General features: G+C 67.7%; 12 protein-coding genes. 8 read left to right on the forward strand and 4 right to left on the reverse strand.

The features are described 5' to 3' along the window. Positions 1–12: 12 nt before the first annotated feature. From JD292_RS00965 to JD292_RS00980, 4 genes are read right to left on the reverse strand one after another with little or no spacing between them, the layout of a single operon-like run. Entirely contained in the window at positions 13–465 is a 453-nt protein-coding gene (locus JD292_RS00965; protein WP_200130861.1) for a SprT-like domain-containing protein, read from the reverse strand. Beyond that, complete coding sequence (locus JD292_RS00970) at positions 458–1,324, reverse strand: spermidine synthase (protein WP_200130862.1); 867 nt, start codon at positions 1,322–1,324, stop codon at positions 458–460. The genes JD292_RS00965 and JD292_RS00970 overlap by 8 nt, the downstream gene beginning before the upstream one ends. Beyond that, positions 1,317–1,610 carry a glutaredoxin domain-containing protein gene (locus tag JD292_RS00975; RefSeq protein ID WP_200130863.1) on the reverse strand — a complete coding sequence of 98 codons (294 nt, stop codon included), beginning with the start codon at positions 1,608–1,610 and terminating at the stop codon, positions 1,317–1,319. Before JD292_RS00975 ends, JD292_RS00970 begins: the two co-directional genes overlap by 8 nt. Further along, positions 1,607–2,263: a phosphatase PAP2 family protein gene (locus JD292_RS00980; RefSeq protein ID WP_200130864.1), complete on the reverse strand. Its 657-nt coding sequence runs from the start codon at positions 2,261–2,263 to the stop codon at positions 1,607–1,609. Before JD292_RS00980 ends, JD292_RS00975 begins: the two co-directional genes overlap by 4 nt. Positions 2,264–2,563: 300 nt before the next feature. Between JD292_RS00980 and rpoB the strand changes: the two genes are divergently transcribed. The 8 genes from rpoB (at position 2,564) to fusA (ending at position 15,749) form a co-directional block, all read left to right on the forward strand. After that, the gene (gene rpoB, locus JD292_RS00985; protein WP_200130865.1) at positions 2,564–6,061 is read left to right on the forward strand and encodes a DNA-directed RNA polymerase subunit beta; all 3,498 of its coding nucleotides are present in this window, start codon (positions 2,564–2,566) and stop codon (positions 6,059–6,061) included. Between the two features lie 44 nt (positions 6,062–6,105). After that, complete coding sequence (locus JD292_RS00990) at positions 6,106–9,999, forward strand: DNA-directed RNA polymerase subunit beta' (RefSeq protein WP_200130866.1); 3,894 nt, start codon at positions 6,106–6,108, stop codon at positions 9,997–9,999. Between the two features lie 181 nt (positions 10,000–10,180). Further along, positions 10,181–11,278: a prolipoprotein diacylglyceryl transferase gene (locus JD292_RS00995; RefSeq protein ID WP_200130867.1), complete on the forward strand. Its 1,098-nt coding sequence runs from the start codon at positions 10,181–10,183 to the stop codon at positions 11,276–11,278. Further along, on the forward strand, positions 11,275–11,757 hold the full coding sequence (locus JD292_RS01000; RefSeq protein ID WP_200130868.1) for a DUF6121 family protein: 483 nt from the start codon (positions 11,275–11,277) through the stop codon (positions 11,755–11,757). The genes JD292_RS00995 and JD292_RS01000 overlap by 4 nt, the downstream gene beginning before the upstream one ends. Before the next feature lie 2 nt (positions 11,758–11,759). Next, a complete protein-coding gene (locus tag JD292_RS01005) occupies positions 11,760–12,395 on the forward strand; it encodes a spermidine/putrescine ABC transporter substrate-binding protein (RefSeq protein ID WP_200130869.1) in 636 nt (211 codons plus the stop codon). Between the two features lie 289 nt (positions 12,396–12,684). Then, positions 12,685–13,059: a 30S ribosomal protein S12 gene (rpsL, locus tag JD292_RS01010; protein ID WP_105804987.1), complete on the forward strand. Its 375-nt coding sequence runs from the start codon at positions 12,685–12,687 to the stop codon at positions 13,057–13,059. Further along, positions 13,059–13,529 (forward strand): 30S ribosomal protein S7, encoded by a 471-nt coding sequence (rpsG, locus tag JD292_RS01015; protein WP_200130870.1) that lies wholly within the window; start codon positions 13,059–13,061, stop codon positions 13,527–13,529. Before rpsL ends, rpsG begins: the two co-directional genes overlap by 1 nt. Positions 13,530–13,634: 105 nt before the next feature. Then, complete coding sequence (gene fusA, locus JD292_RS01020) at positions 13,635–15,749, forward strand: elongation factor G (protein WP_200130871.1); 2,115 nt, start codon at positions 13,635–13,637, stop codon at positions 15,747–15,749. Positions 15,750–15,809: the final 60 nt, after the last annotated feature.

Below are 15,809 nucleotides of genomic sequence, written 5' to 3' on the forward strand. Positions count from 1 at the left end.
CCGCGCCGGCGATCAGCCGCGGCGCTCCCACGTGATGAGGTGGGCCGTCGAGAATCCTCGCGCGCACTTCGCGCAGGAGGAGGTCCTGGTGGGACGGCGGAAACGGAAGTGCTCGTGCCCGGCGGGGCAGCGTCCGACCCAGGGCGCGCGCTCGTGCGCGATCTCGCCGTCGTGCGTGCGACCGCCGACGTAGCCGATCTCCTCGGCGATCCGCTTCCAGCGCGGGCCGTGGCCGGCGTTCGGGCCGGCCATCGCGTGCGCCACCTCGTGCAGGAGAATCTGGTGGATCTCGTCGTCGTCGAACTTCGCCGCGAGGTAGCGCGACACGGTGATCCGTCGCTCCGTGTAGTTGCACAGGCCGGCGCGGCGCTTCGCGTTGTCGAAGCCGAACGACCAGCGATCCGGATCGAGATGCATGCGGATGAGGGCCTCGGCCCAGACGCGGACGCGCGGGAGCTCAGCCACGATCGAACAGCTCGCGCGGCGGGGCTGGCGAGGCCTGCGCCGTCGCGTCGGACACGGGGCGGACGCCGCGCACGAGCTCGGAGAACTCGGGGCCCGCGAGCATCCTGGCCGGGTGCGGACCGCCGGCGAGCAGACGGGGGAGCCAGTCGAGCGCGTCGAGCTCGACGGGCGAGGCGACGAACACGACGTTGCCGTAGCGGCGCCCCTTGAGCACCTGCGGCTCGGCGACCGCGGCGACCGCGGGGAACAGCTCCTGCAGCGTGGCCGCCTGGCCCCGCACGAAGGGGAGACCCTGCCCGTCTGCGGCGTTCACCACGATCAGGCCGTCCGGGGCGAGCAGCGGACGGATCAGCTCGTAGAACTCCGTGCTCGACACGTGCGCCGGGGTCTGCGATCCGGCGAAGATATCGACCACGACGAGGTGCATCGCGCCCCGCATCCCGTCCGGCAGCCTCCCGAGCACCTCGCGCGCATCGCCGCGCCGCACGCGGATGCTCGCGCGCTTCGGCAGCGGCGCCGCCTGGCGAACGAGGTCGACGAGCCCGCCCTCGAGTTCCACGACCTGCTGCCTGCTGCCCGGCCGCGTCGCCTCGATGTACCGGGGGAGCGTGAACGCGCCCCCGCCGAGGTGCAGCGCGGAGATCGGCTCGCCCGGCGTCCGGAACAGGTCGATGACGTGGCCGATCCTGCGAACGTACTCGAAGAACAGCTCCGACGGATCCTCGAGGTTGACGTGCGACTGCGGGGTGCCGTCCACGACGAGCTGGATCGCACCGGGCACCCACGGGTCCGCCTCGACGGCGGCCTCGAGGCCCGAGGAGAGTGCGATCGGATCCGGCAGCTGGAGGCGGTTAGCCATCGAGCTCGGCCGTCGGAGCGAGGCCCAGCTCGGCGATCTTCGCCAGCATGTCGGCGTTCGAGGGCTCGACCTGGTGGCTGCGATCCGGATACAGGATCACCGGGATGTTGGTCCGCCCGGAGATGTCCTTCGCAACGTCGGCTGCCGCGGGATCCGCGACGAGGTCGACATAGCGGTACGGGGCGCCTGAGCGGTCGAAGACGAGCTTCGCGCGGCGGCAGTCGCGGCACCAGTCCGCGCCGAAGATGACGGTCTCACCAGCGGGGGAGGTCTCGGTCTCGGTCATGGTTCCAGCGTAACCCGCTGCGGCGGCGTCCTGATCCAGAGCGCCCTCGCGGTGAACGCTGCCGCGATTCCGAGTGCGGCTCCCGCGAGGGTGTCGCTCAGCCAGTGGGCGTGCAGCGCGGTCCGGCTCCACATCATGGTGAGGGTCCAGACGGCGGCGCCGATCCAGGTCCAGCGGATCGCCTGGCGCGAGATCCCGTCGAACGAGGTCACGGCGAGCGCGATCGAACCGGAGAGCGCGGCGGCCCCCATCGAGTGCCCCGAGGGGAACGAACTGCCCCAGGTCTCGAACAGCGGCCCCTCGGGTCTCGGCCGCAGGACGAGCGACTTGATGAGCTCGGAGGTCCCGACTCCCAGGAGGAGCGCCGTCACCACGGCTCCAGCGTCGCGCGCTCGCCGCTTGACGAGGAGCAGTGCCGCCACGATCGCGGTGCTCGCCGCGGCCCCGATGGAGGCGCCGATCTGCGCGAGGAAGATCGCGATCGCGTAGGGGAGGGAGCCGCGGGTGGCCCCGACGAGGTCGTTCCAGGCCGTATCGATGCCGAGCGGCGCCGCCGACACGAAGCGGAAGTACGCGCCGAGCGCGAAGATCACCGCGAGCGCGGCGATCGCCCACGGCAACGCCGCGCGGGGATTCCTGATCAGCCTGTCCATCCCGAAACAATAACGAGAGATGTCCGGGAGGTGTCCGAGAGCGAGGTCGAAAAACGGCCGATCCGGGCCGAATTCGGTGACTCAGCGAATGCTCAGCATGCGGAACGGATTGCGCTAGACAGTTTTGGTTCGGCGTGTTACCGTTGATAGTTGCACTACTGACACCCGTATGCCCGCATATGGCGGTGGGCGCGAGAGCCGGCGTGAAAACGCAGATAAGCCTCGCATGTGTTCCGGTAGCTACGCAACTCTCGCAAGACCAGGTCAACCGGCCCGACGGGGCCCACGGAGGTAGTTTCCTTGGCTGCTGCGCGCAACGCATCGTCAACCCATAACCCGAAGAACGGTCGCGATCACCAGCGACTCTCGTTCGCCAAGATTTCCGACACGCTGTCGGTTCCCAACCTGCTGGCACTGCAGCTTGAGAGCTTCGACTGGCTCGTCGGAAACGACGCCTGGAAGCAGCGCGTCGTCGAGGCCCAGGCTGAAGGGCGCGACGACATCGCCCTGAAGAGCGGCCTCGAGGAGATCTTCGACGAGATCTCCCCGATCGAGGACAACGCTGGCACCATGCAGCTGTCCTTCGAGAACCCGATCCTCGATGAGCAGAAGTTCACGATCGAGGAGTGCAAGGAGCGCGGCAAGACCTACGCCGCGCCGCTCTACGTCGAGGCCGCGTTCTACAACACCGAGACGCAGGTCCTGAAGAGCCAGACGGTCTACATGGGCGACTTCCCCATCATGACCGACAAGGGCACGTTCATCATCAACGGCACCGAGCGCGTCATCGTGTCGCAGCTCGTCCGCAGCCCCGGCGTGTACTTCGAGCGCACGCAGGAGAAGACGAGCGATAAGGACGTCTTCACCGCGCGCGTGATCCCGAGCCGCGGTGCGTGGCTCGAGTTCGAGGTCGACAAGCGCGACCAGGTCGGCGTCCGTATCGACCGCAAGCGCAAGCAGTCGGTCACCGTCTTCCTCAAGGCGCTCGGCATGACGAGCGAGGAGATCCTCGAGGAGTTCGCCGGCTACGAGTCGATCGCGCTCACCCTCGAGAAGGACACCGTCCTCACGCAGGAAGAAGCCCTCAAGGACATCTACCGCAAGCAGCGTCCGGGCGAGCAGGTGGCCATCGAGGCCGCGCGTGCGCTCCTCGACAACAGCTACTTCAACCCGAAGCGCTACGACCTCGCCAAGGTCGGCCGCTACAAGATCAACCGCAAGCTCGGTCTCGAAGCGCCGATCACCGACTCGGTGCTCTCGCTCGAGGACATCGTCGCGACGATCAAGTACCTCGTCGGCCTGCACGCCGGAACCGAGACGCTCCCCGGCGTCCGCGACGGCAAGCCCTTCGAGAACCGCCTCGACACGGACGACATCGACCACTTCGGCAACCGTCGTATCCGCGCCGTCGGCGAGCTCATCCAGAACCAGGTCCGCACGGGCCTGAGCCGCATGGAGCGCGTCGTCCGCGAGCGCATGACCACGCAGGACATCGAGGCGATCACGCCGAACACCCTGATCAACACGCGCCCCGTGCTCGCGGCGATCAAGGAGTTCTTCGGCACCTCGCAGCTGTCGCAGTTCATGGATCAGAACAACCCGCTCGCGGGCCTGACCAACAAGCGCCGCCTCTCGGCGCTCGGCCCCGGCGGCCTCTCGCGCGACCGCGCGGGCGTCGAGGTCCGAGACGTCCACCCGTCGCACTACGGCCGCATGTGCCCGATCGAGACCCCTGAAGGCCCGAACATCGGCCTGATCGGCGCCCTCGCGACGTTCGCGCGCATCAACGCGTTCGGCTTCATCGAGACGCCGTACCGTCGGGTCATCGACGGCAAGGCGACCGACCAGGTCGACTACCTCACCGCGAACGAAGAGGACGAGTACCTCATCGCCCAGGCCGGCGCCCCGCTGACCAAGGACGGCAAGTTCGCCGAGAAGCAGGTCCTCGCGCGCCCCCGTGGCTCCGAGGTCGTGCTCGTCGACGCCGACCGCGTCGACTACATGGACGTCTCGCCGCGCCAGATGGTGTCGGTTGCGACCTCGCTCATCCCGTTCCTCGAGCACGACGATGCGAACCGCGCGCTCATGGGCGCGAACATGCAGCGCCAGGCGGTGCCGCTCGTCCGCAGCGACTCGCCCGTTGTCGGCACCGGTATGGAGGGCTACGCGGCCATCGACGCCGGTGACGTGGTCACCGCGCAGAAGTCCGGCGTCATCGCAGAGGTGTCCGCCGACTTCGTCACCGTCCAGGAGGACGAGGGCGGCTCGAAGAGCTACTTCATGCGCAAGTTCGACCGCTCCAACCAGGGCACGAACTACAACCACCGGGTGATCGTGAAGGCGGGCGACCGCATCGAGGCCGGCGAGGTCATCGCCGACGGCCCCGCGACGCAGAACGGCGAACTCGCGCTCGGCAAGAACCTGCTCGTCGCGTTCATGTCCTGGGAGGGTCACAACTTCGAGGACGCGATCATCCTGAGCCAGAACCTGGTCAAGGACGACACGCTCTCGTCGATCCACATCGAGGAGTACGACGTCGACGCGCGCGACACCAAGCTCGGCAAGGAGGAGATCACCCGTGACCTCCCCAACGCCAGCATGGAGGCCCTCAAGGACCTCGACGAGCGCGGCATCATCCGCATCGGCGCCGAGGTCGCGCCCGGCGACATCCTCGTCGGCAAGGTCACGCCGAAGGGCGAGACCGAGCTCTCGGCCGAGGAGCGCCTGCTCCGCGCGATCTTCAACGAGAAGAGCCGCGAGGTTCGCGACACGTCGCTGAAGGTGCCCCACGGCGTCTCCGGCACGGTCACGTCCGTCAAGGTCTTCGACGCGGAGAACGACAACGACGACGAGCTCGGCTCGGGCGTCAACCAGCGCGTCGTGGTCTACATCGCCCAGAAGCGCAAGATCACCGAGGGCGACAAGCTCGCGGGCCGCCACGGCAACAAGGGCGTCATCTCGAAGATCCTCCCCGTCGAGGACATGCCGTTCCTCGCGGACGGCACCCCCGTCGACGTGATCCTGAACCCGCTGGGTATCCCCGGCCGAATGAACTTCGGCCAGGTCCTCGAGATCCACCTCGGCTGGATCGCCAAGCAGGGCTGGAAGGTCGAAGGCACGCCGGAGTGGGCTGCAAAGCTCTCCCAGCAGGCCCTCGAGGCCGCCCCGAACACGAAGGTCGCGACCCCCGTGTTCGACGGCGCCTCCGAGCAGGAGGTCGCCGGTCTCCTCGACTCGACCCTGCCGACGCGCGACGGCGAGCGACTCATCGACTCGACGGGCAAGACCCGCCTGTTCGACGGTCGCTCGGGCGAGCCGTACCCGTACCCGATCTCGGTCGGCTACATGTACATCCTGAAGCTCCACCACCTCGTCGACGACAAGATCCACGCGCGCTCGACGGGCCCCTACTCGATGATCACCCAGCAGCCGCTCGGCGGTAAGGCCCAGTTCGGCGGCCAGCGCTTCGGTGAGATGGAGGTGTGGGCGCTCGAGGCCTACGGCGCCGCATACGCGCTGCAGGAGCTCCTCACGGTGAAGTCCGACGACATCCTCGGCCGCGTCAAGGTGTACGAGGCGATCGTCCGTGGCGAGAACATCCCGGAGCCGGGCGTGCCCGAGTCGTTCCGAGTGCTCATGAAGGAGATGCAGTCGCTCTGCCTGAACGTCGAGGTCCTCGGCGCCGACGGCAACGCAGTCAACCTGCGCGACAACGACGACGAGGCTCACCGCACCGCGGAAGAGCTCGGCATCAACCTTTCCAGCCGCTTCGAGACCTCGTCGGTTGACGAGATCTGATCCGGTCCAGACGAGAACTCTTTCCAGGTAACAAGGAGAACAATTTGCTCGAGGGTACGAGTTTCAACGAGCTGCAGATCCGTCTGGCGACCGCCGAGGATATTCGCAGCTGGTCGTTCGGCGAGGTCAAGAAGCCGGAGACCATCAATTACCGCACGCTGAAGCCGGAAAAGGACGGCCTGTTCGGCGAGCAGATCTTCGGTCCCAGCCGGGACTGGGAGTGCGCGTGCGGCAAGTACAAGCGCGTCCGCTACAAGGGCATCGTGTGCGAGCGCTGCGGCGTCGAGGTCACGAAGTCCAGCGTCCGCCGCGAGCGCATGGGCCACATCGAGCTCGCAGCGCCCGTCACGCACATCTGGTACTTCAAGGGTGTGCCGAGCCGCCTCGGCTACCTCCTCGACATGGCGCCGAAGGACCTCGAGAAGGTCATCTACTTCGCCGCGTACATGATCATCGACATCGATGAAGAGGGACGCCACGAGGACCTCGGCGAGCTCGAGGCCGAGCTGCGGCTCGAGCTGAAGGCGCTCGAGGACCAGCGCGACATCTCGATCGCCCAGCGCCAGCAGCAGGCCGAGTCCGATCTCGCCGCGCTCGAGGCCGAGGGTGCGAAGGCCGATCAGCGCCGCCGCGCCGAGGCCTCCGCCGAGAAGGAAATGACGGCCATCCGCAAGGGCTTCGACGAGGACATCGCTCGTCTGCAGCGCGTGTGGGAGGATTTCCGCAACCTCAAGGTCGGCGACCTCAAGCCCGAGGACGCCGTCTTCGCGGACCTCATGGACCGCTACGGCGACTACTTCGAGGCGTACATGGGCGCCGAGGCGATCAAGAAGCGCCTCGAGTCCTTCGACCTCGAGGCCGAGAGCGAGCTGCTCCACCTCCAGATCGCCGAGGGCAAGGGTCAGAAGAAGATCCGCGCCATCAAGCGCCTGAAGGTCGTCAACTCGTTCCTGCAGACGGGTGCGAGCCCGGCCGCGATGGTGCTCGACGTGGTCCCCGTGATCCCGCCGGAGCTCCGTCCCATGGTGCAGCTCGACGGTGGCCGCTTCGCGACCTCCGATCTGAACGACCTCTACCGCCGCGTCATCAACCGGAACAACCGTCTCCGCCGCCTGCTCGATCTCGGCGCCCCCGAGATCATCGTGAACAACGAGAAGCGCATGCTGCAGGAGGCCGTTGACGCCCTGTTCGACAACGGCCGCCGCGGCCGTCCCGTCACGGGCACCGGCAACCGCGCGCTGAAGTCGCTCTCGGACATGCTCAAGGGCAAGCAGGGCCGGTTCCGTCAGAACCTGCTCGGCAAGCGCGTCGACTACTCGGGCCGTTCGGTCATCGTCGTCGGCCCGCAGCTCAAGCTGCACCAGTGCGGTCTGCCCAAGCAGATGGCGCTCGAGCTGTTCAAGCCGTTCGTCATCAAGCGCCTCATGGATCTGTCGCACGCGCAGAACGTGAAGGCCGCGAAGCGCATGGTGGAGCGCGCGCGCTCCGAGGTGTGGGACGTGCTCGAGGAGATCATCCGCGAGCGCCCCGTGCTGCTCAACCGCGCACCGACCCTGCACCGTCTCGGCATCCAGGCGTTCGAGCCGCAGCTCGTTGAGGGTAAGGCCATCCAGCTGCACCCGCTCGTCTGCGCCGCGTTCAACGCGGACTTCGACGGCGACCAGATGGCTGTCCACCTGCCGCTGTCGGTCGAGGCCCAGGCCGAGGCCCGCGTGCTCATGCTCGCGTCGAACAACATCCTGAAGCCGTCGGACGGCCGCCCGGTGACCCTGCCCTCGCAGGACATGATCATCGGTCTGCACCACCTCACCACGATCAAGAAGGACGCCACCGGCACCGGCCGCGCGTTCGGCTCGATCGCCGAGGCGATCCTGGCGATGGACGAGGGCACCCTCGACCTCGGCGCGCTCGTGAAGATCCGCCTCATCGGCTACACCGATGAGAACGGCGTCACCAACGAGAAGCCCGTGCTCGTGGAGACCTCGCTGGGACGCGCGATCTTCAACGAGGCCCTCCCCGTCGACTACCCGTACTTCGAGCGGGTCGCCGACAAGGGCAGCCTCTCCGGCCTGGTCAACGACCTGGCGGAGCGCTACCCGAAGGTGGAGGTCGCAGCGACGCTCGACCGCATCAAGGACGCCGGCTTCCACTGGGCCTCGCGCTCGGGTGTGACGGTCGCGCTCTCCGACATCGTGACCCCGGCGAACAAGAGCGACATCATCGCGGAGCACGAGAAGCGCGCCGCGAAGGTTCAGCGCGACTACGACCGCGGCATGATCCAGGACAGCGAGCGCCACAAGGCGCTGACGGAGATCTGGACCGAGGCGACGGACGAGGTCGCGCAGGCGATGCGCGATTCGTTCCCCGAGGACAACACGATCTTCCGCATGGTGTCGTCGGGTGCGCGTGGTAACTGGCTGCAGATCCGCAACATCGCGGGTATGCGCGGCCTGGTGTCGAACCCGAAGGGTGAGATCATCCCGCGCCCGATCATCAACTCGTACCGCGAGGGCCTGTCGGTTGCCGAGTACTTCATCGCGACCCACGGTGCCCGTAAGGGTCTCGCCGATACCGCGCTCCGCACGGCGGACTCGGGCTACCTGACCCGTCGTCTCGTCGACGTCTCGCAGGATGTCATCATCCGCGAGGAGGACTGCGGCACCCGTCGCGGCCTGGATCTCCCGATCGCTGCAGCGGACGCCAACGGCGTGCTCGTGCGCGACGAGGACGTGGAGAACTCGGTCTACGCACGCACGCTGGCCGCTGACGCGGTCAACGGTGCCGGCGAGGTCGTTGCGACCGCTGGCGAGGACGTTGGCGATGTGCTCATCGACCGTCTCGTCGCCGCTGGCGTCACCGAGATCAAGGTTCGCTCCGTGCTCACCTGCGAGTCCGCCGTCGGCGTCTGCGCGACCTGCTACGGCCGCTCGCTCGCCACGGGCCAGCGCGTCGACATCGGCGAGGCGGTCGGCATCATCGCCGCCCAGTCGATCGGCGAGCCGGGCACGCAGCTCACGATGCGTACGTTCCACACGGGTGGTTCGGCCTCGGCCGACGACATCACGCAGGGTCTGCCCCGCGTGCAGGAGCTCTTCGAGGCGCGTACCCCGAAGGGTGCATCCCCGATCGCCGAGGCGGCAGGCCGCATCGTGATCGAGGACACCGAGAAGAGCCGCCGCATCCTCCTCACGCCGGACGACGGCAGCGAGGAGAAGGCCTACCCGGTCCTGAAGCGTGCGACCCTCCTCGTCGAGGACGGCGACCACGTCGAGCTCGGCCAGCCCTTCCTCGCCGGTACGCTCGACCCGAAGGACATCCTGCAGGTCGGCTCCACCGAGAACGGCAAGCACATCCCGGGCGAGCGCGCGGTGCAGAAGTACCTCGTCGAGGGCGTCCAGGGCGTCTACCGCTCGCAGGGCGTGCCGATTCACGACAAGCACATCGAGGTCATCGTGCGCCAGATGCTGCGCAAGGTGACGGTCGTCGATCACGGCGAGACCGAGCTGCTCCCGGGCGAGCTCGTGGACCGCTCGCGCTACCAGCGGATCAACCGCGAGGCGCTGCTCGAGGGCAAGCGTGCCGCGACGGCGCGTCCCGAGGTCATGGGTATCACCAAGGCCTCGCTCGCGACCGAGTCGTGGCTGTCGGCCGCGTCGTTCCAGGAGACCACCCGCGTGCTCACGCAGGCGGCGATGGAGGGGTCGAAGGATCCGCTCATCGGTCTCAAGGAGAACGTCATCATCGGTAAGCTCATCCCGGCCGGTACCGGCCTGAGCACCTACCGCGACGTCGACGTTGAGGCGACCGAGGAGGCGAAGGCGGAGCGTTACCCGAACCGCCTGTTCGCGACCGAGGGCACCTTCGACGAGAACGACCTGTCGTTCGTCGACTTCGACAGCTTCACCGCTGACGAGTTCAACCCGGGCAACTACAGCTAGTCGCACCGTGGCCAGAAAGGGGCGTCCGCACAGTTCGTGCGGGCGCCCCTTTCCGCGTGTTCGGGGCTCATCGGCGTGCGCTCCACGGATTCTCGCCGCGGGCGGGTACCTTGGCGACGAAGAAATACGTCCGTCCCCGGTCTGAGGGCGCGACGTGAGGGGTGCTACGAGAGGTGAAGCCATGAGCGACGAGCGGAAGCCCGCCGAGTCGACGGCCACGGACGCGACGGAGAACGTGGAAGCCGCCGAGCCCGCGGGAACGGCAGTGCGCGCACCGGGCGCCCCCGTCGAGGAGGACGCCGCAAGCCGCACCGAGGTTCTGCGAGCGGTGGAGCGATCGCGCGAGGCGGGGGAGACCGCGGTCGTGCTCCCCGCTGACGCCGACGCCGCCGACGCCGATGCGAACGTTGCCGGCGGCGGGGCGGCGATCGGGGGCGAGCGCGGCGTCGCGGCTTCGCCCGACGCGAGCCGAGCCGGATCCGGCGCCGCATCCGACACGGACGCCGCAACGATCGCGGCCGAGGCCGAGCATCGCCGCGAGGTGTCCGAGGTCGACACGCAGCTCGATCTCGAGCCGGTGGTCGCTCCGAAGGGCAAGAGCCGGAAGGTTCCCCCGACGACCCTCGACGACCTGCCGAGCGCGGCGGCCGAGCCCGCCGCCGATCCGCTGACCCGCGGCGATGAGATCCGGATCAGCGCGGATCATCCCATGGCAGCCCTCTACATGCAGTCCCCGATGCCGCCGGAGATCCGCGGGAATCGCGGCGCTGGAACGCTGATCTCCCTGCTCGCGACCCTCGGCTTCGCCGCGGTGCTCGCCGGGGTGATCGCCCTGTGGCTCGCGCCGCAGTACCCGCCGTCGACCTTCCTTGAGAAGGGCCTGCTGCCGATCGTGACGAGCCTCGGGTTCATCGCGGCGGTCGCGGCGTTCCTCCTCGCGATGGTCGTGCTCGTGCTCGTCGTTGGCCGCGCGGGCTGGTGGGCGTACGTGCTCGGCGGCTTCCTGGTGGCCGTGGCCGTGTGGGGAGCGACCGTGGTCGGTCTCGCCATGCACGACCGCTTCATCCTGGGGATCACGACGAGCCTGCAGCCGCTCCAGATGATCGCGAAGTACGGCCTGACCCTGCCGGCGATCGCCGCCGCGATCGTCGCCCGCGAGGCGTCGGTCTGGTTCGGTGCGTGGATCGGTTCCCGAGGCCGCCGCATGAAGCTGCGCAACGCCGAGGCGCTCGCCGAGTACGACGAGGCGCTCGCGGAGGCGCAGGCGAAGCAGTCGTGACCGCCGAGCCGCGTCGCGGAGTCACCCGGGGATACGTCGGGGGGCTCCTCTTCGCGGCCGTGATCACGGCGGTGGCGCTCACGGTCGCGGGGTGGGGGCTGCTCGCGCTGTTCTCGGATCGTGAGCCGGTGTCCTCGCCCGAGGTGCCGATGTGGGCGGCGCCAGTGGTGCTGTTCGTCGCGCTCGCGATGCTCGCCGCGTCGCTCTGGCAGCAGGCGCTGATCCTCCTGCGCGGTCGGCGGGCGCCCGCGTGGGGAGCGATCATCGCGACGGCGGGCGGCGCCTACCTGCTGTGGTGCCTCGGCGGGATCCTTGCTGGGATGTCGATCGAGGAGACCTGGCTGAGCCCGTTCGCGATGCTGCTCGCCCTCGCCTGGGGGATCGCCTCGCTGCTGTTCTGGGCGGTGCTCGCGCGCCGCGTGTACACCGATCGTCCCGCGCCGAAGTGGCCGTGGGAGCGCGAGGACGAGGACGAGTGATCGTGGCAGGCACACTCGACGAACGAGTCGACGCGGCCGTCGACGCCTGGCTCAGGTGGGTGCCCCGCTGGCAGCCGGGAACGCACCGCGGCAGGGCGAGACTCTGCCGGAGGTGCACGGGCTCGCCCCTGCTCGCCGCCGCGGGCATCGGGGCGGACGTTCCGCATCAGGTGACGCACGCGCTCGTCTCGCGGATGCAGCGGATCATCGATCGCGATGTCGACGACTACACGGCGGCCGAGCTTCCGGCGCTGCACGCCGAACTGACCGGTGCCGAGATGTGGCGGGCGCCCGGCTACGACCCTGCCGCCGGGCTCGATCCCGAGTACGACGGGATCGAGCCGGATCCGGAGCCAGGGGAGGGCGAGCAGCCGTTCCTCTTCACGCTCGCCGGCCTCGCCGAGGAGAGCCGCCCGGAGCCGCCGCTGCCGCGCCCGCCGCTGAGCGCCGAGGAAAAGGCACAGCTGCGGCGGGAGATCGAACTCGCCGACGCGCGCGCAGCCGAGACGGGGCGCGGCGTGTGCTTCTCGCTCGTCGCGCACCGGCCGAGAATCGAGTCGGCGATCAGCCGGTTCATCGAGCCGCAGATCCAGGCGATGCTCGATGAACTGAGCCGGAACCTCGAGCCGCCGCAGTGAGTGTTCGTCCCTCGCGGGCGAAGCGTTGCGTGTGCGGTTCTCCCCGCGTATAGTTGTTTCTTGGTGTGTTCCACCGATTCTGCCGTGCCTGCTCGCGAGAGCCTGCGCGGGGGAGCGTGGGAATGCGCCGCAGGGTCACTCGCCCCCAAGGGCGATACCCCCACGGCATACCTGCACTCGGTTCCCTCCCCGGGGGGAGCAGCAGGTTCGCGGGCGCGTGAGCGGCCGCACATGCTTTGGATTTCCAAAAAGCATTCCTGTCACCGTGCAGGATTACATAGGAGAGTCAGTGCCTACCATTCAGCAGTTGGTGCGCAAGGGCCGGACGCCGAAGGTCTCGAAGACCAAGGCTCCCGCGCTCAAGGCGAACCCGCAGCAGGCAGGGGTTTGCACCCGTGTCTACACCACCACGCCCAAGAAGCCGAACTCGGCGATGCGCAAGGTCGCTCGTGTGAAGCTCCGTAACGGCACCGAGGTCACCGCCTACATTCCGGGCGAGGGCCACAACCTGCAGGAGCACTCGCTCGTGCTGGTTCGCGGAGGCCGTGTGAAGGACCTCCCGGGTGTCCGCTACAAGATCGTGCGCGGCGCGCTCGATACCCAGGCGGTCAAGGATCGTCAGCAGGCTCGTAGCCGCTACGGTGCGAAGAAGGAGAAGAAGTAATGCCTCGTAAGGGTCCTGCTCCGAAGCGCCCCGTAGTCGCCGATCCCGTTTACGGATCGCCGGTCGTTAGCCAGCTGGTTAACAAGATCCTCCTCGACGGCAAGAAGGGCCTCGCCGAGCGCATCGTTTACGGTGCACTCGAGGCCGTTGCCGAGAAGTCCGGCCAGGATGCCGTGACGGTTCTCAAGAAGGCGCTCGACAACGTGCGCCCCACCCTTGAGGTCCGCTCGCGTCGTGTTGGCGGCAGCACCTACCAGGTGCCGGTCGAGGTCAAGCCGCACCGCGCGAACACCCTCGCGCTTCGCTGGCTGACGAGCTACGCAAAGGCTCGTCGCGAGAACTCGATGACCGACCGTCTCACCAACGAGATCCTCGACGCTTCCAACGGCCTCGGTGCCGCTGTCAAGCGTCGTGAGGATACCCACAAGATGGCTGAGTCGAACCGCGCGTTCGCTCACTACCGCTGGTAGAAACCCATCGGCCGGCCGGATCGCCGATCGTGATCCGGCCGGCCATCAGCGGGGCAACCCGCTCCGCAGTCTGAATCTTTCATCCCCACCTCTGGAGGAGATCCCGTGGCACAAGACGTGCTCACCGACCTGAGCAAGGTCCGCAACATCGGCATCATGGCCCACATCGATGCCGGCAAGACCACCACGACCGAGCGCATCCTGTTCTACACGGGTGTCAACCACAAGCTCGGCGAGACCCACGACGGTGGCGCGACCACTGACTGGATGGAGCAGGAGAAGGAGCGCGGCATCACGATCACCAGTGCCGCGGTGACCTGCTTCTGGAACAAGAACCAGATCAACATCATCGACACCCCCGGCCACGTGGACTTCACGGTCGAGGTCGAGCGCTCGCTCCGCGTGCTCGACGGTGCCGTCGCCGTCTTCGACGGCAAGGAGGGCGTCGAGCCCCAGTCCGAGACCGTGTGGCGTCAGGCCGACAAGTACGGCGTTCCCCGCATCTGCTTCGTCAACAAGATGGACAAGATGGGCGCCGACTTCTACTTCACGGTCGACACGATCGTCAGCCGCCTCGGCGCCAAGCCGCTCGTGATGCAGCTCCCGATCGGCTCCGAGTCCGACTTCGTCGGCGTCGTCGACCTGCTCTCGATGAAGGCGTTCGTCTGGGAGGGCGACTCGAAGGGTGACGTCACCCTCGGCGCCAACTACGAGACGCAGGAGATCCCCGCAGACCTCCAGGCCAAGGCCGAGGAGTACCGCGAGAAGCTCGTCGAGACCGTCGCCGAGACCGACGACGCGCTGCTCGAGAAGTTCTTCGGCGGCGAGGAGATCTCGGTTGACGAGCTCAAGGCGGGTATCCGCAAGCTCGTCGTGAACAACGAGATCTACCCCGTCTACTGCGGCTCGGCGTTCAAGAACCGCGGCATCCAGCCGATGCTCGACGCGGTCGTGGACTTCCTCCCGAACCCGCTCGACGTCGGCGCCATCGAGGCGCACGATCCGCGCGACGAGTCGATCGTCATCGAGCGCAAGCCGTCCTCGGACGATCCCTTCTCGGCGCTCGCGTTCAAGATCGCCGTGCACCCCTTCTTCGGCCGCCTCACCTACGTCCGCGTTTACTCGGGCAAGGCTGAGTCGGGCGCCCAGGTCATCAACTCGACCAAGGGCCGCAAGGAGCGCATCGGCAAGATCTTCCAGATGCACGCCAACAAGGAGAACCCGGTCGACGAGCTGACGGCGGGCAACATCTACGCCGTCATCGGCCTGAAGGACACCACCACCGGTGACACCCTCTCGGATCCGAACAACCAGGTCGTGCTCGAGTCGATGACCTTCCCCGAGCCCGTGATCGAGGTGGCCATCGAGCCCAAGACCAAGGGTGACCAGGAGAAGCTCGGCGTCGCGATCCAGAAGCTCGCCGAAGAGGACCCCACGTTCCGCGTGAGCCTCAACGCCGAGACCGGCCAGACCGTCATCGCGGGCATGGGCGAGCTCCACCTCGACATCCTCGTTGACCGTATGAAGCGCGAGTTCAAGGTCGAGGCGAACGTCGGTAAGCCCCAGGTGGCCTACCGCGAGACCCTCCGCCGCGAGGTGCCCAAGTACGACTACACCCACAAGAAGCAGACCGGTGGATCCGGTCAGTTCGCGAAGGTGCAGATCGCGCTTGCTCCGCTCGAGGAGACCGAGGACAAGACCTACGAGTTCGAGGACAAGGTGACCGGCGGCCGCGTGCCGCGCGAGTACATCCCGTCCGTCGACGCGGGTATCCAGGACGCCATGCAGTACGGCATCCTCGCGGGCTTCCCGATGGTCAACGTCAAGGCGACGCTGCTCGACGGTCAGTACCACGACGTCGACTCGTCGGAGATGGCGTTCAAGATCGCCGGCTCCATGGCGTTCAAGGAAGCGGCCCGCCTCGCGCAGCCCGTGCTCCTCGAGCCCATGATGGCCGTCGAGGTCCGCACCCCCGAGGAGTACATGGGCGACGTCATCGGCGACCTCAACTCCCGTCGTGGGCAGATCCAGTCGATGGAGGACGCGAGCGGCGTCAAGGTCGTCCGCGCCCTCGTCCCGCTTTCCGAGATGTTCGGGTACATCGGCGACCTGCGGTCGAAGACCAGCGGTCGCGCGGTGTTCTCGATGACCTTCGATTCCTACGCTGAGGTTCCGAAGGCCGTGGCCGATGAGATCGTTCAGAAGGCTAAGGGCGAGTAATTCCGTCCGCTGATCGGCGGCGGCCCACCAGTCGCCGCCGATCGAAACGCCCAGGTCGCG

Origin of the sequence: Leucobacter edaphi, from assembly GCF_016522535.1 — a bacterium.
GTDB classification, from domain to species: Bacteria; Actinomycetota; Actinomycetes; order Actinomycetales; family Microbacteriaceae; genus Leucobacter; species Leucobacter edaphi.